General features: G+C 64.6%; 26 protein-coding genes. 13 read left to right on the top strand and 13 right to left on the bottom strand.

All coding sequences use genetic code 11. From position 1 onward, the window contains the following. Positions 1–2: 2 nt before the first annotated feature. Positions 3–1,292, bottom strand: a complete 1,290-nt coding sequence (locus J1C56_RS20290; protein ID WP_214391885.1) for an RNA polymerase sigma factor — start codon at positions 1,290–1,292, stop codon at positions 3–5. Next, on the bottom strand, positions 1,289–1,663 hold the full coding sequence (locus J1C56_RS20285) for a YciI family protein (RefSeq protein ID WP_214391884.1): 375 nt from the start codon (positions 1,661–1,663) through the stop codon (positions 1,289–1,291). The genes J1C56_RS20290 and J1C56_RS20285 overlap by 4 nt, the downstream gene beginning before the upstream one ends. 187 nt (positions 1,664–1,850) lie before the next feature. On the opposite strand from J1C56_RS20285, the gene J1C56_RS20280 reads away from it, so the two are divergent. After that, entirely contained in the window at positions 1,851–3,128 is a 1,278-nt protein-coding gene (locus J1C56_RS20280; protein ID WP_214391883.1) for a 4-aminobutyrate--2-oxoglutarate transaminase, read from the top strand. Here J1C56_RS20280 and J1C56_RS20275 read toward each other — a convergent pair. Beyond that, a complete protein-coding gene (locus J1C56_RS20275; protein WP_214391882.1) occupies positions 3,125–4,357 on the bottom strand; it encodes an NAD(P)/FAD-dependent oxidoreductase in 1,233 nt (410 codons plus the stop codon). The two genes, J1C56_RS20280 and J1C56_RS20275, sit on opposite strands and share 4 nt — an antisense overlap. 615 nt (positions 4,358–4,972) lie before the next feature. Here J1C56_RS20275 and J1C56_RS20270 point away from each other — a divergent pair. The 6 genes from J1C56_RS20270 to J1C56_RS20245 all read left to right on the top strand — a co-directional run bounded on the left by J1C56_RS20270 (position 4,973) and on the right by J1C56_RS20245 (position 11,116). Then, positions 4,973–6,277, top strand: a complete 1,305-nt coding sequence (locus tag J1C56_RS20270; RefSeq protein WP_214391881.1) for an imelysin family protein — start codon at positions 4,973–4,975, stop codon at positions 6,275–6,277. Between the two features lie 78 nt (positions 6,278–6,355). Next, the gene (locus J1C56_RS20265; protein WP_214391880.1) at positions 6,356–6,667 is read left to right on the top strand and encodes a bacterioferritin-associated ferredoxin; all 312 of its coding nucleotides are present in this window, start codon (positions 6,356–6,358) and stop codon (positions 6,665–6,667) included. After that, the gene (gene bfr / locus J1C56_RS20260) at positions 6,633–7,118 is read left to right on the top strand and encodes a bacterioferritin (RefSeq protein WP_184770239.1); all 486 of its coding nucleotides are present in this window, start codon (positions 6,633–6,635) and stop codon (positions 7,116–7,118) included. Before J1C56_RS20265 ends, bfr begins: the two co-directional genes overlap by 35 nt. 257 nt (positions 7,119–7,375) lie before the next feature. Then, positions 7,376–8,896 carry a di-heme oxidoreductase family protein gene (locus tag J1C56_RS20255; RefSeq protein WP_338001476.1) on the top strand — a complete coding sequence of 507 codons (1,521 nt, stop codon included), beginning with the start codon at positions 7,376–7,378 and terminating at the stop codon, positions 8,894–8,896. Then, positions 8,896–9,969, top strand: a complete 1,074-nt coding sequence (locus J1C56_RS20250; protein ID WP_214391878.1) for an imelysin family protein — start codon at positions 8,896–8,898, stop codon at positions 9,967–9,969. Before J1C56_RS20255 ends, J1C56_RS20250 begins: the two co-directional genes overlap by 1 nt. Positions 9,970–10,006: 37 nt before the next feature. Next, positions 10,007–11,116, top strand: a complete 1,110-nt coding sequence (locus tag J1C56_RS20245) for a DUF1513 domain-containing protein (protein WP_214391877.1) — start codon at positions 10,007–10,009, stop codon at positions 11,114–11,116. 12 nt (positions 11,117–11,128) lie between these two features. On the opposite strand, the gene phnN is transcribed toward J1C56_RS20245, so the two are convergent. The 3 genes from phnN to J1C56_RS20230 form a co-directional block, all read right to left on the bottom strand. Continuing rightward, positions 11,129–11,758, bottom strand: a complete 630-nt coding sequence (gene phnN / locus J1C56_RS20240; RefSeq protein WP_214391876.1) for a phosphonate metabolism protein/1,5-bisphosphokinase (PRPP-forming) PhnN — start codon at positions 11,756–11,758, stop codon at positions 11,129–11,131. 214 nt (positions 11,759–11,972) lie between these two features. After that, positions 11,973–13,565, bottom strand: coding sequence for a peptide chain release factor 3 (locus J1C56_RS20235; RefSeq protein ID WP_214391875.1), 1,593 nt, complete (start codon positions 13,563–13,565; stop codon positions 11,973–11,975). Positions 13,566–13,689: 124 nt separating this feature from the next. After that, positions 13,690–14,796, bottom strand: coding sequence for a DNA alkylation repair protein (locus J1C56_RS20230; RefSeq protein ID WP_214391874.1), 1,107 nt, complete (start codon positions 14,794–14,796; stop codon positions 13,690–13,692). A 238-nt stretch (positions 14,797–15,034) separates the two neighbouring features. On the opposite strand from J1C56_RS20230, the gene J1C56_RS20225 reads away from it, so the two are divergent. Next, positions 15,035–15,424, top strand: a complete 390-nt coding sequence (locus J1C56_RS20225; RefSeq protein ID WP_214391873.1) for an SRPBCC domain-containing protein — start codon at positions 15,035–15,037, stop codon at positions 15,422–15,424. Positions 15,425–15,443: 19 nt separating this feature from the next. Here J1C56_RS20225 and J1C56_RS20220 read toward each other — a convergent pair whose 3' ends face one another. The 6 genes from J1C56_RS20220 to J1C56_RS20195 form a co-directional block, all read right to left on the bottom strand. Then, positions 15,444–15,800: a DUF1801 domain-containing protein gene (locus J1C56_RS20220; RefSeq protein ID WP_214391872.1), complete on the bottom strand. Its 357-nt coding sequence runs from the start codon at positions 15,798–15,800 to the stop codon at positions 15,444–15,446. Next, positions 15,790–16,200, bottom strand: coding sequence for a VOC family protein (locus J1C56_RS20215; RefSeq protein ID WP_214391871.1), 411 nt, complete (start codon positions 16,198–16,200; stop codon positions 15,790–15,792). Before J1C56_RS20215 ends, J1C56_RS20220 begins: the two co-directional genes overlap by 11 nt. Positions 16,201–16,205: 5 nt before the next feature. Further along, a complete protein-coding gene (locus J1C56_RS20210) occupies positions 16,206–16,640 on the bottom strand; it encodes a VOC family protein (protein ID WP_214391870.1) in 435 nt (144 codons plus the stop codon). A 133-nt stretch (positions 16,641–16,773) separates the two neighbouring features. Beyond that, positions 16,774–17,553, bottom strand: coding sequence for a helix-turn-helix transcriptional regulator (locus J1C56_RS20205; protein ID WP_214391869.1), 780 nt, complete (start codon positions 17,551–17,553; stop codon positions 16,774–16,776). A gap of 85 nt (positions 17,554–17,638) precedes the next feature. Further along, positions 17,639–18,433: a class II glutamine amidotransferase gene (locus J1C56_RS20200; protein ID WP_214391868.1), complete on the bottom strand. Its 795-nt coding sequence runs from the start codon at positions 18,431–18,433 to the stop codon at positions 17,639–17,641. A gap of 5 nt (positions 18,434–18,438) precedes the next feature. Further along, complete coding sequence (locus tag J1C56_RS20195; protein ID WP_214391867.1) at positions 18,439–18,654, bottom strand: DUF6356 family protein; 216 nt, start codon at positions 18,652–18,654, stop codon at positions 18,439–18,441. Between the two features lie 101 nt (positions 18,655–18,755). Here J1C56_RS20195 and J1C56_RS20190 point away from each other — a divergent pair, with 101 nt between their 5' ends. The 4 genes from J1C56_RS20190 (at position 18,756) to J1C56_RS20175 (ending at position 21,288) form a co-directional block, all read left to right on the top strand. Continuing rightward, entirely contained in the window at positions 18,756–19,226 is a 471-nt protein-coding gene (locus tag J1C56_RS20190) for an Lrp/AsnC family transcriptional regulator (RefSeq protein WP_214391866.1), read from the top strand. 55 nt (positions 19,227–19,281) lie between these two features. Beyond that, positions 19,282–19,761 (top strand): dUTP diphosphatase, encoded by a 480-nt coding sequence (gene dut, locus J1C56_RS20185; RefSeq protein ID WP_214391865.1) that lies wholly within the window; start codon positions 19,282–19,284, stop codon positions 19,759–19,761. After that, positions 19,758–20,414 (top strand): HAD family hydrolase, encoded by a 657-nt coding sequence (locus J1C56_RS20180; protein WP_214391864.1) that lies wholly within the window; start codon positions 19,758–19,760, stop codon positions 20,412–20,414. Before dut ends, J1C56_RS20180 begins: the two co-directional genes overlap by 4 nt. A 67-nt stretch (positions 20,415–20,481) precedes the next feature. Then, a complete protein-coding gene (locus tag J1C56_RS20175) occupies positions 20,482–21,288 on the top strand; it encodes an isocitrate lyase/PEP mutase family protein (RefSeq protein ID WP_214391863.1) in 807 nt (268 codons plus the stop codon). A gap of 29 nt (positions 21,289–21,317) precedes the next feature. Here J1C56_RS20175 and J1C56_RS20170 read toward each other — a convergent pair whose 3' ends face one another. Further along, on the bottom strand, positions 21,318–22,040 hold the full coding sequence (locus J1C56_RS20170) for a sulfate transporter family protein (RefSeq protein WP_214391862.1): 723 nt from the start codon (positions 22,038–22,040) through the stop codon (positions 21,318–21,320). A gap of 170 nt (positions 22,041–22,210) precedes the next feature. Between J1C56_RS20170 and J1C56_RS20165 the strand changes: the two genes are divergently transcribed. After that, positions 22,211–23,203, top strand: a complete 993-nt coding sequence (locus J1C56_RS20165) for an adenosine kinase (protein WP_214391861.1) — start codon at positions 22,211–22,213, stop codon at positions 23,201–23,203. Positions 23,204–23,783: the final 580 nt, after the last annotated feature.

Below are 23,783 nucleotides of genomic sequence, written 5' to 3'. Positions count from 1 at the left end.
CGCTACTGCAGCTGACGGCTTGGCGCCTTGGCATTCGCCTTCACCACCGGCGAAGGCGCCGAAAGCCGGTCGAGATGCATGCGGATATGGGCTGCTTCGGCTGCGGTGTTGGCCAACGCGATCGCCCGGTCGAAGGCTTCGCGCGCCTCGTCGCTGCGGCCGAGCTGCATCAACAGCCCGCCCCTGACACCGAAGAAGTGGAAGTAGCCCGACAGCTTCGGCGCCAGCGGCTCGATCAGCTTCAGCGCCGCCTCGGGCCCGCGCAGCTTGGCGAAGGCAACGGCGCGGTTGAGCGTGACGACCGGCGACGGCGTCATCGATTCCAGCACCGAATAGAGCAGGTCGATCTCGGCCCAGTCGGTGTCCTCGGGGCGGGCAGCGCGGGCATGAAGCGCTGCGATCGCCGCCTGGATCTGGTAGGGACCGGAGCGGCGATGGCGCATCGCCTTGTCGATCAGCGCCAGGCCCTCGTCGATCAGCGCCTTGTTCCACAGGCTGCGGTCCTGATCATCCATCAGCACCAGTTCGCCATTGGCGTCGAAACGGGCGGCGGCGCGGGCGTGCTGGAGCAGCAGCAGGGCGGTCAGGCCCATCACTTCGGGCTCGGTCTGGAACAGGCGCAACAGGAGACGCGCCAGCCTTATGGCCTCCTCGCACAGCGGTGCGCGGTTGGCGATCTCGGTGGCGCCAGCCGAATAACCTTCGTTGAAGACGAGATAGACCATCGCCAGCACGGCAGCCACCCGTTCCGAGCGCTCGACCGGGCCGGGTGCCTCGAACGGCACGTCGGCATTGGCGATGCGCGCCTTGGCGCGGGTGATGCGCTGCTCCATGGCGCTTTCGCCGACAAGGAAGGCGCGGGCGATCTGCTTGACCGACAGGCCCGAGACTATGCGCAGGGCCAGCGCCACCTGCTGCGTCGCCGGCAAATCGGGATGGCAGCAGATGAACAGCAGGCGCAGGATATCGTCGCGATAATGCTGGCCGTCGAGGCGCTCGGCGATGTTGGCCTCGGCGTCCTCGAGGTCGGAAACCAGCTCCTCAGCCGGCAGCGGCGCCTGCTTGCTCTGGCGGCGGGCGGCGTCGATGCCGGAATTGCGGCCGACGAAGATCAGCCAGGCGGCCGGATCACGCGGCGGTCCCTTCTCCGGCCAGCTGCGCAACGCGCGCAGGCAGGCCTCCTGGAACGCTTCTTCCGCGGTATCGAGATTGCGGAAATAGCGCAGCAGCGCCGCCACGGCCTGCGGCCGGGCGGAAGAAAGTGCCGTGTTGATCCAGGCCGGGTCGGTCATGCTGCCTCTTTTCCGGGGAAAAATGCGCCGATCGGGCGCAACTCGTAAGAACCGCCGCCAGGATTGGCCTCCGCCAGGTCCCTGGCGACATCGACGGCGTCGTCGAGCGTCTCGCATTCGACGACGTAAAAGCCGAGGAACTGTTCCTTGGTCTCGGCGAACGGACCGTCGATGACCAACGGTTCATCCTTGGCCTTGCGCAAGGTCGTGGCCGCCGTCGTCGGCATCAGCCGTGCAACCGGCCCAAGCCGGCCCTGATCGCGCAGCTTGCCGGTGACGACCTGAAGGCGCGCCATCACCTCGTCGTCCTGCTCCTTGGACCAGGCGCAGACGACGTCTTCGTTGTTGTAGCAAAGGATGGCGTAGAGCATCTTTTCAGTTCCTTCATGACTAGGACGCGCGAGTATGCGCAAATCCGACAGGGCATCAGCAATTATTTTGCCATTCGCGAGGACCAATGCCTTCGGCCATCGTGACGGCTTGTGAAAAACCGGGAGAGGTGCAGATATGGCGCCGGTTTGGCGCCTGCAAGGTGCCGGCGAGGTTGGAGGACCACCGATGAAAAACGCCGAAATTTCACAGCGCAAGATGCAGACCATCGCCCGCGGCGTCGGCATGACGACGCAGGTCTATGCCGACCGCGCCGAGAACTCCGAGATCTGGGACGTCGAGGGCCGCCGCTACATCGACTTCTCCTCCGGCATCGCGGTCGTCAACACCGGCCACCGCCACCCGCGCGTCATCGAGGCGGTCAAGGCGCAGCTCGACCGCTTCACCCACACCTGCCACCAGGTGGTGCCTTATGAGAGCTATGTCCGGCTCGGCGAGCGCCTGAACGCGATCGCGCCGATGAAGGGCGACAAGCGCACGATCTTCGTCACCACGGGTGCTGAAGCCGTCGAAAACGCCATCAAGATCGCCCGCAACGCCACCGGCCGCCAGGCCGTCATCGCCTTTGCCGGCGGCTTCCACGGCCGCACCTTCATGGGCATGGCGCTGACCGGCAAGGTGCAGCCCTACAAGGCGGGCTTCGGCGCGATGCCGGGCGACGTCTTCCACGCGCCTTTCCCCGTGCCGCTGCACGGCGTGACCGTGGCCGACGCGCTGGCAGCGCTCGACCGGCTGTTCAAGGCCGATGTCGACCCTGCTCGCGTCGCTGCCATCATCATCGAGCCGGTGCAGGGCGAAGGCGGCTTCTACGAGGTGCCGCGCGACTTCATGACGGCGCTGCGCAAGATCTGCGACCAGCACGGCATGCTTTTGATCGCCGACGAGGTGCAGACCGGCTTCGCCCGCACCGGCAAGATGTTCGCCATGGATCATCACGACGTTGCCCCCGACCTGATGACAATGGCCAAGAGCCTCGCCGGCGGGTTCCCGCTCGCGGCGGTGACCGGACGCGCGGAGATCATGGACGCGCCCAATCCCGGCGGTCTCGGCGGCACCTATGGCGGCAGCCCGATCGGCGTCGCCGCAGCGCATGCCGTGCTCGACGTCATCGAGGACGAGAAGCTGTGCGACCGCGCCAACCAGCTCGGCGCCCGGCTCAAGCAGCGGCTTGAATCGCTGCGCGACGACGTGCCCGAAATCGTTGACATTCGCGGCCCAGGCTTCATGAACGCGGTCGAGTTCAACGACGTGAAGACCAAGACGCCGTCGGCCGAGTTCGCCAATGCGGTGCGTCTCAAGGCGCTGGAAAAGGGGCTGATCCTGCTGACCTGCGGCGTCCACGGCAACGTCATCCGCTTCCTCGCGCCGATCACCATCCAGGACGAGGTGATGACCGAGGCGCTCGACATCCTCGAGGCCTCGATCAGGGAAGTTCGGGCAGCCTAGCCCGCCGGCAGCGCGGCGAGCGCGGCTTTCAGGGCCTCGGCGCCGCCTGCAACCTGCTCCGGCGTCGGCGAGAAGCCGAGGCCGAGCATCTTGCGGCCGAGCATGTGGTCGGCCGGGCGGTTGACGGATTCGATGGCGGTCAGGCGGTCGCCGGCGAAGTGGAACACCGAAAAGCGGTTCTCCGCCGGATCGCCCGACAGGATCTGGCGGTCGCTGCCCGCGGTCAGGCCGACCATCTGCAGCTTCATGTCGCCGATGTCGGACCAGAACCACGGCACGGCGGCGTAGTCACCGGGGTGGCCGACGATGGTGCGGGCGGCGAGCTTGGCCTGGTCGGTAGCGTTCTGCACCGATTCCAGCCGCACGTCGCCACCGGTCTGCCAGTGGCGGTAGCTGGCATTGTCGCCGATGGCGAGGATTTCCGGCACCGAGCTGCGCATCGCAGTGTCGACGCGGATGCCGTTGGCGACCGTCAGCCCCGCCGTCTCGGCCAGTTCGACATTGGGCACCACGCCGATGCCGGTGATCACCATCTTGGCCGGCAGATGTTCGCCCGACGAGGTCAGCACCCCCGAAACGTGGCCGGCTTCGCCCTCGATGCGCTCGATGGTGGTCTTGAGCAGGATGCGGACACCTGATGCCGTCAGGCGCTGGCGCACATGTTCGGCGATCAGCGGTGCCACCGCCCGGCCGAGCAGGCGGTCGAGCGCCTCGATCACCGTCACCTTGCGGCCGCCGGCAGCGAGGGTGGCGGCGATCTCCAGGCCGATGAAGCCGCCGCCGATGACGACGACCTCCTCGCAGGCACCACTTTGTTCGCGGATCAGCCGGGCATCGGCCACCGAGCGCAACGACAGCACACCAGTGAGATCGGCACCCGGCAGCGGCAGGACGCGCGGACGCGAGCCGGTGGCAAGGATCAGGTGATCATAGGCGAGGTCGCCACCGCCGGCGAGATCGAGCCGGCGCGCGGCGGCATCGATGCGTTCGACCAGCGTTCCGGGCCTGAAGTCGATGGTGTGGCCGGTGTAGAAGACCTCGCCGCGCAAGGGCTGCGGCTGGGCTGCTGCATCCTTGATGAAGGTCTTGGACAGCGGCGGCTTGTGATAGGGCAGCTCCTTCTCGTCGCCGAGCAGGATGACCGGGCCGTCATAACCCTCTTCGCGCAGGCTGGCGGCCGCCTGGACCCCGGCATGGCCTGAACCGACAATGACGACACCGTTTTTCATGCCCGCCTCGCTGCTGGGATCAACCGGGGAAATGGCCGTTGGTCCGCCTTGCTGCAAGGGGCCATGGACAGTTTTGGGGTGACAGCCCGTTACTGGCCTGTCAAGCGCGCCGGCTCTCATTTTAGCCGATCGTGAAGCTGGAAGCGCGCCGCTACGCGTTGTCGCAGGCCGCGAGCGCCCGCATGGCTCGAGCCGGACAGGCCTCTCGACAAATCAACGGCTTGGCAGTTTTGCATGCGGCGCAAACTGGACAAAACCAGTTTAGAATCATTCCAAACTATTGATCCCGCTATGCTTTTGGCTGAAATTGCGTTGACTTTTGATGCCACTCCGCTTTTATGAAGTCGTGCTTTACAGCGCCTGTCTTTGATGTCTGGGCCTTTAACCCTTTCGATTGGAGCTATTCGGGTGCCTGCCTTCGTCGAACCGCACCAGGGTGCGGGTATTTGCAGCATGGTCGCGCCGTGCCCGAAAAGGGCCTCGAACCATGCGCATGTCCGAAGCAGGATAACCCTTGAGCTTTCATTCGAGTCCATGCCGCCGACGCAGCAGACTGCTGCCGGCACACGATCTTTCGGCGCTTGCCGGCGCCATCTGGTTCACTGAGGAGAGACCATGCCTGCTTCCATCTCGCGCAACCGTCATTACGGCAGGCTCGCCGCCATTGCCGCGACGACGGCGCTGACCGCCGCGATCTTCGTTCTGCCGGCAAAGGCTGCGACCGACAGCAAGGCGGTTCTCACCACCTATTCCGACATCGCGCTCGCCAAATACGAGGACTCGCTGACCACCGCCAAGGCGCTCGACACCGCCATCGAGGCGCTGATCGCCAAGCCGTCGGACGAGACGCTGAAGGCGGCGCGCGAAGCCTGGAAGGCGGCCCGCATCCCCTACCAACAGACCGAAGTCTACCGTTTCGGCAACCCGATCGTCGACGACTGGGAAGGCCGCGTGAACGCATGGCCGCTCGACGAAGGCCTGATCGACTATGTCGACAAGAGCTACGGCGCCGAATCCGACGAGAACAAGCTCTACACCGCCAATGTGATCGCCAACCCGTCGATCGAGATCAACGGCCAGAAGGTCGACGCCTCGAAGATCACGCCTGAGTTCCTCTCCGGCACGCTGCAGGAAGCCGGTGACATCGAAGCCAATGTGGCCAGCGGCTACCACGCCATCGAATTCCTGCTGTGGGGCCAGGACCTCAACGGCACCGCCGCAGGTGCCGGCAACCGCCCCTTCACCGACTACGACACCGCCAACTGCACCGGCGGCAATTGCGATCGTCGTGGCCAGTATCTCAATGCGGCTTCCGACCTGCTCGTCGCCGATCTCGAAGAGATGGTCGGCAACTGGAAGGCCGACGGTGCTGCCCGCAAGGCGCTGCTCGACGGCGACGCCAAAACCGGCATATCGACCATCCTCACCGGCATGGGTTCGCTGTCCTACGGCGAACTGGCCGGCGAGCGCATGAAGCTCGGCCTTCTGCTGCACGATCCGGAAGAGGAGCACGACTGCTTCTCCGACAACACCCACATCTCGCACCTCTATGACGCCGTCGGCATCCGCAACGCCTATCACGGCAGCTACAAGCGCATCGACGGCTCGACAGTCGAAGGCCCGTCGGTCTCCGACCTGGTCAAGGAAGCGGACGCCGCGCTCGACACCGAGCTGAGCGGCAAGCTGGACACGACTGTCACCAAGATGGAAGCGATCCAGGCCCGCGCGGTTGGCGGCGAGGCCTATGACCAGCAGATCGGCGAAGGCAATGCCGAGGGCAACGCGACGGTCCAGGCGGCCATCGACGCACTGGTCGACCAGACCAAGTCGATCGAGCGCGCCGTCGCGGCCCTCAAGCTCGACGCCATCGCCTTTGAAGGCTCGGACAGCCTGGATTCGCCAGACAAGGTCTTCCAGTGAGGGCCTACGACGCCTAAATTTCTCTAGCCAAACGGCGCGCCAAAGGGAGCGCGCCGTCAGCCACGGTCATTCGAAACCATGCTTATCTGCCATTGCAATCTGATTACCCAAAAGGAGATCGAAGACACAATCGTCGAACTTTTGGACAGGGACCCGTGGACACTGATCGTGCCCGCGAAGGTTTATCATACGCTGCAAAAACGAGGACGTTGTTGCGGCTGCTTTCCAAATGTGGTCGAAACGATAATTCGGGTCACCGAAGCTTATCACGCTCGTTCTGAATCGGGCGAGATGGATGTCGTTTCACACCTGGACCGCGTCAGAGAGTTGCGCGTTCAATTTGGGAGCAAGGCTAATGAAGGGCGAAAAACAGGTCATCGAGCGGCTTAACGAGGCGCTTTTCCTCGAACTCGGCGCGGTCAACCAGTATTGGGTGCACTTTCGCCTGCTCGAGGACTGGGGCTACGGCAAGCTCGCCAAGAAGGAGCGCGCGGAATCGATCGAAGAGATGCACCACGCAGACAAGCTTGTAGCGCGCATCATTTTCCTCGAAGGCCATCCCAATCTGCAGTCGGTGTCGCCACTGCGCATCGGCCAGAACGTCAAGGAAGTGCTCGAAAGCGATCTCGCCGGCGAATATGACGCTCGCACCTCCTACAAGAAATCCCGGGACATCTGCTCCCAGCATGGCGACTACGTATCCATGAAGCTCTTCGAGGAACTGCTTGCCGACGAGGAAGGTCACATCGACTTCCTTGAGACGCAGCTGCAGTTGCTCGCCGAGATCGGCGAAGAGAAGTACGGCCAGCTCAACGCCGAGACAGCTGACAAGGCCGAATAGGACATGCCGGAATGCGGCGCATTTTCCTGACCACGCGCCGCGCCCAGGCCGGTAGGCCCGCCCAAGATATCCAAGGCACCCCCACCCCTAGCCTCTCCCCACAAGGGGGAGGGGGACGCGGTCATACGCATTCTGACCAGAGCCGTCCGGGTCTGGCGGTTGACGGCGTTGACACAAGATCCCCCTCCCCCTTGTGGGGAGGGGTTAGGGGTGGGGGTCTCTTTCCGCCTGTGAACCAGCGCTGCGCCAAGGTGCTATTGGGTTTACTTGCGGCCAATCTGATCCTGGCTCTGCAAACGACCGCAGCCCTTTCAGGCGAAGCGGTTCCGGCCGGCCTGGCCACAGAGCGCACCGACCTCAACCCCAAGGACATGGCGCGCGTCGAAAAGATCGTCAGGCCGACCACCGACTTCAGCAAGGCTGAACAATTCGAGCGGATGCAGGGCGGGGCCGGAACCTCGGAAAAACGCATCAATCAGGACGCGTTCTCGCAATCCTCGGCCAACATCACCTTCGAGGAAGAAGGTACGTTCAAGCTCGGCAACGGCATGTTCCGCAAGCTGTGGGTGTCGTCGCCATCGTCGACCCAGGCATCCGACGGGCTGGGACCGCTGTTTAACGCGCGTGCCTGCCAGAGCTGCCACCTCAAGGACGGGCGCGGCCATCCGCCGGAAGGCGGCACGGACGCGACCTCGATGTTCCTCAGGCTTGCCCGAACAGCTGAGACGGCAGAGGAAAAGGCAGCGATCGCCGACCGCAAGGTGCTGAACTTCCCCGATCCGGTCTATGGCGGCCAGTTCCAGGACCTCGCCGTACCCGGGTTCAAGGGCGAGGGCCAAATGGTCATTTCCTACCAGCAGTTTCCGGTCCAGCTTTCCGACGCCAAGACGGCGCTGCGCTGGCCGATCTATTCCGTGGCCGATCTCGGCTATGGTCCGATGGACCCGAAGACGACGCTGTCGCCACGCGTCACGCCGCCAATGATCGGCCTCGGGCTCGTCGAGCAGATCCACCCGGCAGACATCCTTGCCAATGCCGACCCCGACGACAAGGACGGCGACGGCATTTCAGGCAAGCCCTCCATCGTGCGCGACCACAAATCAGGCGAACTGACGCTGGGCCGTTTCGGCTGGAAGGCGTCGGCGCCGTCGATCCGCCAGCAGTCGGCCGATGCCTTTGCCGGCGACATAGGTATTTCGACGCCCGATGTGCCAAAGCACTGGGGCGATTGCTCCGAGGCGCAGACGGCATGTAGGGAAATGCCCAACGGCGTGCAGGAACGGCTCGGAGCCACCGAGGCGCCCGACCCGATCATGGACCTGGTCACCTTCTACTCGCAGAACCTTGCGGTGCCGGCGCGGCGCGACATCGACGACCCGCAAGTGCTGCGCGGCAAGCAGATGTTCTACGAGGCCGGCTGCGCCTCCTGCCACATGCCGAAATTCGTCACCCGCCGCGACGCGCCCAACAAGGCGCAGAAATTCCAGCTGATCTGGCCCTATTCCGATTTCCTGCTGCACGACATGGGCGACGAGCTCGGCGACGGCCAGCAGGTCGGCGATGCCACCGGCAACGAATGGCGCACGCCGCCGCTGTGGGGCATCGGCCTGACCAAGACCGTCAACGGCCATACCTTCTTCCTGCATGATGGCCGCGCCCGCAACCTGGCCGAGGCGATCCTTTGGCACGGCGGCGAAGGCCAGGCATCGCGTGACCGTTTCGCAGCGCTGCCGGCGCAAGACCGCGATGCGCTGGTCAAATTCCTGGAGTCGCTCTGATGACTGGACGTCCTCTGGCCACTGCCCTCGCCCTGCTCCTCTCCTCGACCGCCGCCTTGGCCAGCGAGGCATCGGACAAGGTGATTGCCGCCGCCATCGACGGCTTCATCCGGCCGGCCTATGGCCGGCTGGCCGAAACGACGGCCGATCTCGGTAAGTCAATGATTACGCTTTGCGCGACGCCGTCACCCGACAATCTGGCTGCGGCGCGCGCGACGTTCGCCCGGACCACCGCCACCTGGTCGGAAGTCGAGATCATCCGCTTTGGCCCTATCACCGAACAGAACCGGCTCGAGCGCCTGCTGTTCTGGCCCGACCGCAAGGGAACCGGGCTGAAGCAGGTGCAGGCGGCCCTCGCCGACCAGGATGCCACCGCCACCGATGCCGCCACGCTCGGCCAGAAAAGCGTTGCGATGCAGGGGCTCGGCGCGCTGGAATTCGTGCTGTTTGGCACCGGCGCCGACGAGCTCGCCGGCACGTCCGCCGCGTATCGCTGCGCCTATGGCAAGGCGATAGCGGGTAACATCGGGGCAGTCGCCTCCGACGTCGATGCCGCCTGGCGCGACGACAAGGGTTTTGCCAGCCAGTGGAAGAACCCCGGCGCCACCAACCCGCTCTACCGCGACGCCAACGAGGCCCTGACCGAACTGCTCGAAGTCTACGTCAACGGGCTCGAACTGGTGCGCGACGTGCGCGTCAATAGCTTCCTCGGCAAGGATGCCGCGTCAGACAAGCCCAAGCAGGCGCTCTATTGGCGCTCGCAAGGCACCGGCGCCTCGCTTGCCGGCAACATATCGGGCATGGAAGCGCTTTTTTCGGCTTCCAAATTCGGCGAGCTGGTACCGGCCGAAGAGCGCTGGGTCGCCGAGTCGATCGGTTTTGAATTCACCAATGCGCAGGCAGCAGCAGCCGCAGTCACCGGGCCGATCGATGCGGCGCTTGCCGATCCCGCCAAACGCGAAAAGCTCGGCTTTTTCGCGCTGGTAACGTCGAGCCTGTCGGAACAGTTCGGTACCAGGCTGTCGGGCGCGCTTGGCCTGACCGCCGGCTTCTCGTCGCTCGACGGCGACTGAGCGCCACGCCAAGGCAGAGCCTGCGAAGGAGACAACCATGCTCGGGAAGCCCACGCCGCTGTTCGACCGCCGCGATTTCCTCAAGGCAGCGGGCGCGACTTTCCTTTTGTCGCTGACGCCAACCAGGCGCGCGCTGGCGCTCGACACCGACGCAATGTTCGCCACGGCTTACCAGGCTCGATCGGGCGAATATGGCGTGGCGATCCTGTCGGAAGCGGGTAAGATCCTGCACAGCGTCACCCTGCCGGAGCGCGGACACGACGTCACCTTCGATCCGATCTCGCACAAGTCGGTGGTGTTCGCGCGCCAGCCGGGCACCTTCATGCTGGTCTTCGACCATACCGGCAAGGACGCGCCGCTGACGATCCCGAGCGTCGCCGGCCGCCATTATTACGGACACGGCGTGTTCTCGCCCGACGGCGCGCTGCTCTACGTGACCGAGAACGACTTCGACAACGCCGCCGGCATGGTGGGCGTCTATGATGCCCGTGACGGCTTCCGCCGTCTCAGCGAGTTCCCGACCCATGGCGTCGGCCCGCACGAGCTGATCCTGCTCGGCGATGGGCGCACGCTCGCCATCTGCAATGGCGGCATCGAGACCCATCCGGATTTCGGCCGCGCCAAGCTCAACATCCTGACGATGAAGCCGTCCTTCGTGCTCGTCGACCGCATTTCAGGCGATCTGCTGGAAAAGCATGAACTGCCTGAAAAGCTTCACCAATTGTCGATCCGGCACATGGACATCGACGCGGCGGGCACGGTCTGGTTCGGCTGCCAGCACGAAGGTCCGGCGACGGAAAAACCGCTGCTGGTCGGCCGCGCGGCGCGTGGCGAAGAACTCGCCATGCTGGAGATGCCCGAGGACATCCTCGGCGGCTTCCGCAACTATATCGGCTCGGTTGCAGCCAACCGCGATGCCGGGCTGATCGCGGTGTCATCGCCGCAAGGCAACGCCTGGGCGATGATCGAAGCCAAGACCGGCAAGGTGGTCGCGAAGAACGATCTCGTCGAGGTCTGCGGCCTGGCGCCCGACCGCGACCGCTTCCTGGCAACCACGGGTGCCGGCCTCATCGTCGAACCCGACGGCAAGCAGACCGACGATCCCGAGCATGTCTGGGACAACCACATGCTGCGCATCAATGCGTAATCTTTTACTTACCTAAATAAGTCCTGACACGTCCGAAAAAGCGACCGCCTTGCGCAGCACGGCCAGGAAGCGTTCGCCGGCGACGTCGGCCGAACCGCTGTTGTCGATGGCGACGTAGCCCGGACCGCTCAGATCATGCGGTGCGGTACGCGCCAGCCGCGCCAGCACTTCGCCGCGCGATTCACGTCCACGCGCGGCAAGCCGCTCTGCCAGGATTTCGGGCGATGCCGTGATTTCGACCACCGCGACATTGGCGTAGCGCTGGCGTAGCGCCGGAATCACCCCGCGCGACGTGTTGGCGACAACGACGTGGCCGACCGAGATCGCATCGTCGACCGACGCCGGAATGCCGTAACGCAAGCCGTGCGCCTCCCAGGACAGCGCAAAGGCACCCGATGCGTCTGCCTCGATGAAGGCGGCATCGGCGAGCGTGTCGTGATCCTCGGTCGCGCCGTCGCTGTGGCGGGTGATGACGCGGCGGGCGAACTCGACATGATCGTCGTCGCTCAGGCGCTCGCGGACATAGGCAATCAGCGTGTCCTTGCCGGCACCGCTGGGGCCAACGACGGCGACGAAGACGCCGTTGCGGACAGGCGAGCCAAGCCGGGTCAATTCACGCTCGATCAAAGCTGAAACCATCATGCGACGTCATTTCCTCCAGGCCAGAGCCCCCGCCCTGGCAGCACCGGCCCCTTGTCTGGTGGCTCGGTGCATTGAACATCTCCAGCGCCAGCCTGTCACGCACCATGGCTTGGACCACGGGCGGGCGGCGGCACTGCGATGCCATTAGGCGATTTGCATGACGGAATGACGAAACGAAAATGGCGGAGCGGCAATTGCGCCCCGCCATGCGGGATCAGGCGACCTTGTCGCGGACCTGATAGTCCTTGATCGCGGCGAAGCGGATCATCTTCCAGCGCTCGGCCTCGTAGTTGAGCGAGAATTCGTGCTGGGCAAGGAACACCGGGTCATTGTCGAGATCGCGGGCGATGTCGCCACGATGGCTTTCGATGAAGCGGTGCAGGTCGGCCTTGTCGTCGGCGTCGATCCAGCGGCAGATCGAAAACCGCGCCATCTCGAAATCGACCGGCAGCGTGTATTCCACCGACAGCCGCTCCTTGAGCACGTCGATCTGCAGCGCGCCGACGACGCCGACGATGGCCGGCGAGCCGTCCTCGGGCTGGAACAGTTGGACCACGCCCTCCTCGGCCATCTGGTTCAGCGCTTCCTTGAGCTTCTTGGCCTTCATCGCATCGCCAAGGCGGACGCGGCGCAGGATTTCAGGCGCGAAGTTCGGAACGCCACGGAACAGGATGTCCTCGCCCTCGGTCAGCGTGTCGCCGATGCGCAGCGTTCCGTGGTTGGGAATGCCGACCACGTCGCCGGCATAGGCCTCGTCGGCGGTGATGCGCGAGCGGGCGAAGAAGAACTGCGGCGCCGACAGGCTCATCTGCTTGCCGGTGCGCACCAGCTTGGCCTTCATGCCGCGCTTGAGCTCGCCCGAGCAGACGCGGACGAAGGCGATGCGGTCGCGGTGGTTGGGATCCATGTTGGCCTGGATCTTGAAGACGAACGACGTCATCTTCTCTTCCGTCGCCTCGACCTTGCGCGTGTCGGCCTCCTGAGCGCGCGGCGCCGGGCCGAAATCACCCAGCGCCTCGATCAGGTCGCGAACGCCGAAGTTGCGCAGCGCCGAGCCGAAATAGACCGGCGTCATATGGCCCTCGCGAAAAGCCTGCAGGTCGAACGGCCGGCAGGCCTCTCGGGCGAGTTCCAGTTCCTCGATGAAGGTCGGGCGCTCATTGTCGGGCAACAGGCCGGCGGCGCGGTTGGAGTCGGGGCCGTGCACCGGCGTGCGCTCGGCCTCGGCGTCGCCACGGCGCACCGCGTTCTGGGCGAGGTGGTAGGTGCCGGAGAAGGTCTTGCCCTGACCGATCGGCCAAGTGATCGGGGCGGTATCGAGCGCCAGCTTCTCTTCGATCTCGTCGAGGATCTCGAATGTGTTGCGCGCCTCGCGGTCCATCTTGTTGACGAAGGTGATGATCGGGATGTCGCGCAGGCGGCAGACCTCGAACAGCTTCAGCGTCCGCGGTTCGATACCCTTGGCGGCGTCGATGACCATGACGGCGCTGTCGACCGCCGACAGCGTGCGATAGGTGTCGTCGGCGAAGTCTTCGTGGCCGGGCGTGTCGAGCAGGTTGAAGACGTTGTCGCCATACTCGAAGGTCATGACGGAGGTCACGACCGAGATGCCGCGCTCGCGCTCGATCTTCATCCAGTCCGAGCGGGTCTGGATCTTGTCCTTCTTGGCCTTGACCTCGCCGGCAAGCTGGATCGCGCCACCGAACAGCAGCAGCTTTTCGGTCAGCGTCGTCTTGCCGGCGTCAGGGTGCGCGATGATCGCGAAAGTACGGCGGCGCGCCACCGCCTTTTCGATGTCTTCAGCCATCGGGGATTCCTTGTGATGGCGGGCTTCTAACAGCCGATACCGCGCCTGTCGAGGAATTGGAACGATGCGGGGCGCGCCGATGTCCTCCCTCCCCCTTGTGGGGAGGGAGACGTGAGCGTCGCGTCTAGCCCTTCAGCTCGAACCCGCCCTCGGCCACCGTCTCGCCGTTGACGATCAGTTCGATCAGGTGATGGCCGGGATAATGCTTGCGCGTGGTGAAGTCGCGTACCGCCTGGCTGATCGAAAGCTCCTTCTGGCCGCCCGGCGCAAGGTTGATTTCCTTGAGCTTGAACACCTTCTTCGAGCTGCCGCCGCTTTTCTTGACGTAGTGCACGGCATAGTCGACCACCAGTTGCTGTACAGTCTCAGCGGTCGAGGCAATGTTCGCCCTGAGCGTGATGCGGCCGCCGAGCAGGATCGCGGCAGGCTGGATCGCAAAGGTCTCGACACGCACCATCGGCTTGCCCGTCGTGCCTATCGCGCCGAGCGCGCGCGGATCGCCCTTCTTGATCATCGTGCGCAGCGCGTGCTTGACGATCCAGGCGGTGTTCCTGTCTTCCATGTCCCACGCCGATACACGGTCGATCACCCGGTCAGGATGATCCTTGGAAATGTCGTTGAGGTGGTTGGCCACCGACTTGCGCACATAAAGGCTCGGATCGCTGCGCAGCGCATCGAGGATGGGCGCCGTCGGCGACGGATCCTTGATCAGCTGCTTGAGCTGGAACGACCACGGCAGCCGCGGGCGCGAACCCTCGCTGGCCAGACGGCGCACATGCTCGTTGTCGTCGAGCGCCCAGCCGCGCATCACCTTTAGCGTCCCGTCGAAATCCCTGGCCAGGAAATGCCGGATGGCGAACTCGGCCGAACCGAAGCGGGTGAAGTGGCTCAGCGCCTGCATCGACAGGTCGAAATGGCCCTTGCCGTAGAGCGCGACATATTCGGAAAGGACGATCGAGGCGAAGCCATGCTGGATACGCGGCGCCAGTTCGTGCAGCACTCCGACAGCATGTTCGAAACTACCGGGCATGGCGCCGTGCAGGCTGATCGCCGTCTGCCGCAGACGCTGCATGATGCCGAGATCGTCGAGATTGGCGGTCGCCAGCGCCATGAACTTTTCCGCGTCGAAGGCAGGCGAGATGGAAGCCGTCTCCGTGGCGATATGGCGAAGGCGCTCCCGGTCGAAGATTTCCTTGAGTGCCGGGGCGGCTAGCGTCTGGTCTTCCGTCATCGATCTCGTCCTGCATGGCGCCCCCGCGCCGGCCGCTGTGCATCCATCCGGATGCAGGGCTTGCTGCGCAGATACGAAGCGAGCCTCCAATCTACAACCTCTCTCCTGCCAATGAGCTGTCAGTAGATTTGCCGGATGCGGCATTTGCAGGGAATTGCGCTGCCGTTGACGACCGGCGCGGACAGGCGGAAAATATTCCGCAAGCGCGCGACATCTAGCGCCATTCCAGGAGGTCGCCATGACCATCCACCAGGAAGTGCACATCAAGGGTTCGCCCAAGAACATCTACGAGCTGCTGCTCGATTCCACCCGTTTCCAGGCAATGACCGGCGGCCGCGCGGCTCATATCTCAACACATGAAGGCGGCGAGGTGTCGATGTTCGGCGGCGACATCGAGGCCCGCAATGTCGAGCTGGTGCCGAACCGCCGCATCGTCCAGGCATGGCGTTCGCGCGCCTGGCCGGAAGGCACCTATTCGATCGTGCGCTTCGAATTGCAGGCCGACGGCACCGGCACGCGGCTGACGTTCGACCAGGCCGGCTACCCCCGCTCAGCACACGCAACGCTCGATGAGGCCTGGTCAAAGATGTACTGGGGGCCGATGAACAAGGCGCTCACGCACCATTGAGCGACAGCCTAGGCGCCCTTCAGGCGTCGGCTGCCTGTTGCGCCAGGGCGACATAGTCCGCGACATGCCGGTCATCGATGTCCGACACGGTCAGGAGCTTGATGTGGCGCCGCAGCTTGCCCTGCCCCAGGAGCACGCCATGCCGGTCCGGCAAGGCCGCCCCCTCGCTGAACTCCAGCGTGACGTGACCGGCATAGGAGAAGACGCCGCAAAACGGTGCCCGCGCCGAAAACAGGATGCCACCGTATTTGATCTCTTCGGAGATGGACGGACCGGAGCGCAGCACGATCTCGCGTACTCTCGACACGATCGCGAAATGGTCCGTCTGATGATCGCGCATGTCGTCGAGGAGCGTTTGAACGCGATTACCGGTCATGGCCAACTCGTGATGCGTAGAACTGCCTGAACTCGGCAGATGGCTCCCTGTTGGAATAGATGTAGAGCGTGATGCCGTTGGGGTCCTGGATCGCGAAGCCACGATCACCCCACGGATGATCCTCGATCGGCATGACGGGCACCAGCCCGGCCTCCGTCATTTGCCGGTAGTCGTCATCGACGTCGTCGACGCAGAAATTGTAGGTCAGCCCTGCCGTATTGCATAACGGCTGTTCCCCTTGCGGCTCCATGAACTGCAGCGAAAGCCCGTCTCCGAATTCAAGGCTGACGAACCATCCGCAATCGAAGGCGGGGTGTGCGCCGAAATGCCTGATGTAGAAGTCGCGGGTCTCGGTGACGCGTTTGGTCGTGATGCAGGGAGATGCCGTCGTCGGGCGCATTGTCTCTACTCGTCTGTCGATTGGTTGTGCGGGCGGGCCGGCGGTAAGTCCGGCATGGCGGAAGCGATCTCGACGAGGCAGCCATTGAGGTCGCGGACATAGCCGACGATCTGGCCCCACGGCTTGTTTTCAGGCCGCTTTACCGGCGTGGCGCCAGCGGCAACCGCCTTGCGATAGGCATCGTTGGGATCGGAGAAGATCAAAGCGAGTTCGAAACCCGCCGCCAGGTCACTCTTGCGGTTGGGGCGAATGGCGAGCCCGTTCATCTCGGCCATGGCCTCGCCGGCGAAAGACAGGGTCGTCTGACCGGTGTCCATTTCGGCGTAGAGATTGCTCTCGTGGATGAACTTGCGTCGCAGGCCGAATGCGGCCTCGTAGAACGACACGGTCGCCTCGACATCGGCAACGTAAAGGATGGTGTAGCCAAGGCGCGCGGACATCGCAAAGTCTCCAGAACAATGGGCCGTGACAGGCAGGCACGCCGCGCATCAAGAGCATGCAGGCAGCTGAGACCGTCCGGCTATCGCTGGATCATTGCGCTCTGCTCCGATTCCTTCTTGAACAAATCGGACATCAGTCGCGCAGGCTGACGAGGGTGACAGCGGGAAGTCGTGCCGGCGAGAAGCCGCCCATGCGCCTGAACACGCGGCTCATATGCGCCTGGTCCGAAAAACCGGCCTCCAGGGCCGCATCGGCGGCGCTCAGGCGGTGATCCCGCAGCAGCCGCAAGGCGCGGTGGAACTGCAGAACGGCCGCAAACGCCTTTGGCGCCAGCCCCGTCGCCTTGACCACCAGGCGCTGCACGGTCCGCTCGGAAACATCGTGCATGCCGGCAACGTCGCTTATGCGCAAGCGCCCGCCGGATGCGTGAAAGGCGCTGATCACGCTGCGGCCCAGCGGCGTGAGCTTGAAGCGGCTGTTGGCGACGCGCTGGCGAACGAAATCCGTCACCCGCGCGACAAGCTCGGCCTGGTCCTGAGCAGGCATGCAAAGCGATTTCAGCGCGGGGCATGCCGCGAGCGCATCGGGACCGATCAGATTGGAGTTCGCCATTTCCGCCGGTTCAAATCCGAGAACCTTCTCGAAACAGCCCGGGCGAATGCGAACGCCGACAAATCCCATGCCGGGTTCGATGGCGACATCATAGAAGCGCGTAATCGGGCCGGTGATGACGACAGTCATGTCGGTGACCGGTTTCTGCCCGGCATCGAACCTGACGATGATATCGCAACGGCCGTCCGGCAGGACACGGTAGCTTCCGGCACGATCGCTGACCGACGTCCACACTGCTTCGACCTCGTTACTGAGGTCGGCGGCCAGGCCCAGTTCGGAGTAACAAGCCGACAAGGTCATTCGAGCCAGCTCGATCCGTTTGCGCGAAACACATGGGTGATTGCCGGTTCAACGCGGCCAACATGTCTCCACCAGATAGCAGACTTCAGCCGGCCAGTGCCAGCTGGGCCAATGACGGCTGGAACGGGCGGACCGTCATTTCATCGCGCGTCATGGTGACAAAGCTCGACGGCGGCACCGCCTGCCAGCTCTGGCCTTCGCGGTCGAAGGGCTCGGAGACGATGCAGCGCCCGGTTTCGCCGTCGCGCGTGTAGAGCGTCGGTGCATGTCCGTCGGTGGCATAACGCACGGCAAACAGGTTCTGGCCGTCGCTGAAGGCGGCCGTCAGCTTCAGCTGCGGGTCGACGCCGGCACTCCGTGCTGCCTCGACGACACGGCTGGTGGCGCGTGCGACGGCACCTTGCGGCTCAGCGTCGAGCCCCTCTTCCAGCATCAGCAGGAAAAACAGCTCGGAATCCGTGGTGCCCTGGCGCTGCTCGTAGAGGTCGTCATTGATGCTGGCTTCGAGCCGGCGCCGGATCTTTTCGAAGCCCGAGATCTGGCCGTTGTGCATGAAGCTCCAGCGGCCAGAAACGAACGGGTGGCAGTTGGCGCGGCTGGTGGCGCCGCCGGTCGATGCCCTGACATGAGCGAGAAACAGGCCTGACTTGATCTGCCGGCACAGGCTCTTGAGATTAGGGTCCGACCAGGCCGGCAGGATGTCGCGATAGAGGCCCGGCTCGGGCCGCTCGCCATACCAGGCGAGACCGAAACCGTCGCCATTCGTCGGCGACTTGGCTTCCTGGGCGCAGTGGCTCTGGGCGATCAGCGAATGGCAGGGCGCCGTCACGATGTCTTCGAGGAAGACCTCTTCACCGATATAGGCTGCCCACCGGCACATGCGCTTCAGCGTCCCCGATTGTGCGTCCGCTCGTAGAGCCGGCGGATGATCGCGCTTGCCGTAGATTCGAACAGGAAGGGTAACAAAGCGTGAATGAGTGCTGCACCCGCGGCGAGAAACAGCTGGCCGGCGAACCAGCCGGCAAAACGCATGTGCTCGAAATAGGTCTCGTCGACCGCCTCGGGATGGGCGGTGAACAGCTTTGCGATACGTGCGGACATCGAAACCTCCCTGGCTGACATGTGTATAGTCTCACGGCAAAGAGGTTCAGCGATCCCAATTTGTCCTTGTTATTTGCCATTTCTTGGGACAATCATCCCAAATGTCCGGAGAACTCGATACGATCGATCGAAGAATCCTCGCCGAGCTGCAGCGCGACAGCACGCTTTCGGTCGACCAGCTGTCGGAACGCGTCGGCCTGTCGCGCAATGCCTGCTGGCGTAGGGTCAAGCGACTCGACGACGAACGCTTCATCACCGGCCGTGTCGCGCTCGTCGATGCCGACAAGCTCGGCCTTGGCCTGTCGGTGTTCATCCTGGTACGCACGTCGAGCCACGATCCCGAATGGCTGGCCAAATTCCGCGCCGGCGTGACTTCGTTTCCCGAGATCACCGGCGTCTATCGCATGTCGGGTGACCTCGACTATGTGTTGCGTGCCCGCGTCGCCGATGTGAAAGCGTATGACCGTCTCTACCAGCGCCTCATCGCCAAGGTACCGCTGTCGGACGTCTCGGCCTCCTTCGTCATGGAGGAGATCCGCGAAACGACTGTCGTGCCGGTGGAAATTCGCTGAGTGCGACCTGTTGTGAATTGACCTGCCCTGGACGCTGTCTCATAGGATCGCCGCCATGACATCCATCGCCGCAACCTCCTCCGCCCCCATCATCGGGATCGTCCGTTTGCCGCATGCCGGCGACCTGCCCCTGCCGTCCTACGAGACGTCGGGTGCAGCCGGCATGGACCTGCGCGCCGCCGTGCCGGACGACCGGCCGCTGCTGATCCTGCCCGGCAAGCGCGCCTTGGTGCCGACCGGCCTGATCTTCGAGATATCAGAAGGTTTTGAAGGCCAGGTGCGCCCGCGCTCCGGCCTCGCCTTCAAGCACGGCATCACCTGCCTCAACACACCCGGCACCATCGACAGCGACTATCGCGGCGAGGTCAAGGTGCTGCTGATCAACCACGGCGACGAGGACTTTTATGTCGAGCGCGGCATGCGCATCGCCCAGATCGTCATCGCATCGGTGACCCGCGCCGAGGTCGAAGAGCGCGACCTCGCGGCTGAGACGACGCGCGGCGCCGGCGGCTTCGGCTCGACCGGCACGGCATGAGCAGACCCAGGCTCGTCATCTTCGACTGCGATGGCGTGCTCGTCGACACCGAGCCGCTGGCCAACCAGCGGCTGTCGGCCTGGCTGACCGAGGCGGGTTACCCCGTCAGCTACGAACAATGCCGCCAGCAATTCGTCGGGCGCAGCCTGGTGTCGGTGCAAAAAGAGGTCGAAGCGACGGGCGTCAGCCTCGGTCCTGATTTCGTCGAGCGCTGGTATCGCGAGCTGCCCGAACTGTTTGCGACTGGCGTGCAGGCCATTCCGCATATCGAGACCTTCGTCGGCGCTGTCCAGTCCGCCGGCATCGCCTATTGCGTGGCGTCGTCGGCGCGGGTCAACAAGATGCACATGACGCTCGGCCAGACCGGGCTGCTCACCCATTTCCGCGACGTGCTGTTTAGCGCCACCATGGTCGAGCGCGGCAAGCCGTTTCCCGATCTCTTCCTCCATGCCGCAACCACGATGGGCTTCGAGCCTTCCGACTGCATCGTCATCGAAGACAGCGTCGCGGGCGCCCAGGCTGGTCGTGCTGCCGGCATGCGGGTGTTCGGCTATCACGGCGACCCGCATTCCGACCGCGACGGGCTGGTGGCGAGCGGTGCCGTGCCGTTCGACGACATGCGCAAGCTGGCAGGATTGATTCCGATCGCCTGAAACAGCGTTTGAGCCCTTGCCGGCTCCGGTCTAGGATTGCCTTTTCCAAAACAGTCGAGGCGAGGCGATGGACAAGGGCGCGGTCTTCCGGAAATTGCACGAGGCGCCGGGCGCCTTCATCATTCCCAATCCGTGGGACATCGGCACCGCCAAGCTCCTGGCCTCCTTCGGCTTCGAGGCGCTGGCGACGACGAGCGCCGGCTACGCCTTTTCGCGCGGACGGCCCGACGGCGACGTCGGCTTCGAGGAGATGATCCACCATTGCCGCGACCTGGCGCACGCGACCGGATTGCCGGTCTCGGCCGACCTCGAGAAGGGCAAGGGCGACAGCCCCGAAAGTGCCGGCGAGACGATCTTCGCCGCCGAAGCCGCGGGGCTTGCCGGCTGCTCGCTCGAGGACCACACCGGCGACGCCGACAAGCCGATCTACGATTTCTCGCTGGCGGTCGAACGCGTGACGGCGGCCGCCGAGGCGGCGCGGGCGCTGAAGCACGATTTCGTGCTGACGGCGCGCTCGGAGAATTTCCTCTGGGGCCGGCCCGATCTCGACGACACGATCAAGCGGCTGCAGGCGTTCGAGAAGGCCGGCGCCGACGTGCTGTATGCGCCTGGGATCACGGACCTCGACATGATCCGCACGCTGTGCAGTTCGGTCACGAAACCGGTCAACGTGCTGGCGGTGCCGGGTTTTTCGGTCGCGGTGCTGGCCGAAGCCGGCGCCAAGCGCATTTCGCTCGGCTCGAAGCTCACCGCATACGCCTTCGGCATGATGGAGCAGGCGTCGCGCGAAATGCTCGGCCAGGGCACGTTCGAGTTCGCCCGCGACGGCATCGCCTACGCCAAGCTGCAGGCGATGTTCGGCCGCGACGGCTGAGCGGACATTGGCCAGCCGCCGCGCCACCGTCACGCCCGCGCCATGGCCGGCCTGCGTTCGGCCGCCGACACGCTCTTGTGCAGATGCACCATCATCGCCGCGGCGAAGAGCGGGGTCAGTAGGTTGAGGATCGGCACGGCGAGGAAGGCCGCGATGACGAGGCCGGCCAAGAACACCGTGCCGGCGTTGCGGCGACGCAGGTCCTTGGCCTCCTGCTCGGAGCGGAAGCGCATGGCGGCGAATTCGAAGAATTCGCGGCCGAGCAGGTAGCCGTTGACCAGGAAGAAGGCGCCGATGTTGACGATGGGGATGAACATCAGCAGCAGCGCCAGCAGATTGCCCAAAATGACGATGCCGAAAAACTTGATCGCCAGAACGAGCGAGCGCAGCGCCGGCACCGGGCGACCGGGCGTATCCCGGGGATAGTTGGTCTTCTCGACGACCTCGGCGACGTCGTCCAAAAACAGGCCCGCGACGATCGCCGTCACCGGCGCGATCAGCAAAGCGAGACCGAGCGCCAGGCCGATGCCGGCAATGATCGCGGCGATCAGGCCGAGCCAGCCGGTCCAGGCCGGCAGGCCGGGCAGCATGGCATCGATCCACGGCCAGGCGAGCCAGTCGAACAGCTCGCGGATGCCGAACCAGAGCGCAACCAGCGCAAGCAACGTCAGCCCCAGCGTCTTCAAAAACACCGTGCGGAATTCGGCCGAAAAGAGCTGGCTTGCGGCGGTGCGGGCGGCATCGAGGATCATGTCTTTGTGGTCGCTCCCTGTTTGCGTCCTGAGATAAGGTGCCGCACGGTCGGCCTCAAGCGCTCGCCAGCCAAATTGCCGGGTAGGCAAACGTGCCGCGAGCCGCTAAACGCAATCCGTTTTGCCGAGCTGTCGGCCCCTGTTACGGCGAACGCGCCGCGGAGACCCTGATGAGCCAATATGACGTGCTGTGCATCGGCAACGCCATCGTCGACATCATCGCGCAATGCGATGAGGCCTTTTTGACCGACAACGGCATCATCAAGGGTGCGATGAACCTTATCGACGCCGAGCGCGCCGAACTGCTCTATTCGCGCATGGGCCCGGCGATCGAAGCCTCCGGCGGCTCGGCCGGCAACACGGCCGCCGGCATCGCCAGCTTCGGCGGCCGCGCCGCCTATTTCGGCAAGGTGTCGCGCGACCATCTCGGCGACATCTTCACCCACGACATCCATGCCCAGGGCGTCGCCTTCGACACCGCGCCACTCGACGGCACCCCGCCGACGGCGCGCTCGATGATCTTCGTCACCCCCGACGGCGAGCGCTCTATGAACACCTATCTCGGCGCCTGCGTCGAGCTCGGGCCTGACGACGTCGAGGCCGACAAGGCGAGCGGTGCTGCGGTCACCTATTTCGAGGGCTATCTGTGGGATCCGCCGCTGGCCAAGGAAGCGATCCGCATGACCGCGGCGCATGCGCATGCGGCGGGCCGCGAAGTGTCGATGACGTTGTCGGATTCGTTCTGCGTCGACCGCTACCGCGCCGAGTTCCTCGAGCTGATGCGCTCGGGCACCGTCGACATCGTCTTTGCCAACTCCCACGAGATCAAGTCGCTCTACGAGACCTCGTCCTTCGACGACGCGCTCGCCCAGATCCGCAAGGACTGCAAGATCGCCGCCGTCACCCGCTCGGAGAAGGGCTCGGTCATCGTGCGCGGCGACGAGACCGTGGTGATCCAGGCGACCGAAATCCGCGAGCTTGTCGACACGACAGGTGCCGGCGACCTCTATGCCGCCGGCTTCCTGTTCGGCTACACGCAAGGGCGTTCCCTCAAGGATTGCGGCGACCTGGGTTCGCTGGCGGCAGGGCTGGTGATCCAGCAGATCGGGCCGCGGCCAAGGCAGAATCTGAAGCGCGAGGCCGAACAGGCGGGATTGCTCTGAGCTGAGACTTACCTCCCCCTTGAGGGGAGGTCGCGCCGTAGGCGCGGGTGGGGTCCTAGCGGCAGCGCTCGACATGAACTTACCCTCCTCGCTTCGCTCGGCACCTCCGGCCCTCCGCCATGGCTCCGGGCGTTCGTCGTTCGAAAAGCCAAATCGTTGGCTTTTCGTGGCCTTCGACCACCACTCCTCACCCCCTCAAGGGGGAGGGAGACGTCGCACTCCTCCCTCGCCACGCCCCGTTTCCGGTCTGGCCATTGTGATGGAAAATCCGGGAAGCGGGGCGCGGGGCCGTGCCTGCCGATAGTCTGAGTAATGGCGCGAACCCGCGCTCCGCCGGCGATTTCTGTCTCCGCCCGTTCCGCTTCTCGAAGCATGGGCATTAACGCCCCTGCCCCACTAGCGCATCGTCCAGCGCACCCGGGCCGTATTACCCGGAGGGGAACCCTCGGACGGAACCTCCCCGGGCAACAGGCTACGTCAGCCCACTGCCGGAGGCGCCGGCTCCTCCCCGCATGTCACCGTCGCGACCGGCGTTCCCGCGGGAGGAACTGCGGGAGATGATACGGGAGGTGGAGAGGGG

Origin of the sequence: Aminobacter anthyllidis, assembly GCF_018555685.1 — a bacterium.
In the GTDB taxonomy this organism is placed as follows: Bacteria; Pseudomonadota; Alphaproteobacteria; order Rhizobiales; family Rhizobiaceae; genus Aminobacter; species Aminobacter anthyllidis.
This window is presented reverse-complemented; position numbering and strand designations above follow the sequence as displayed.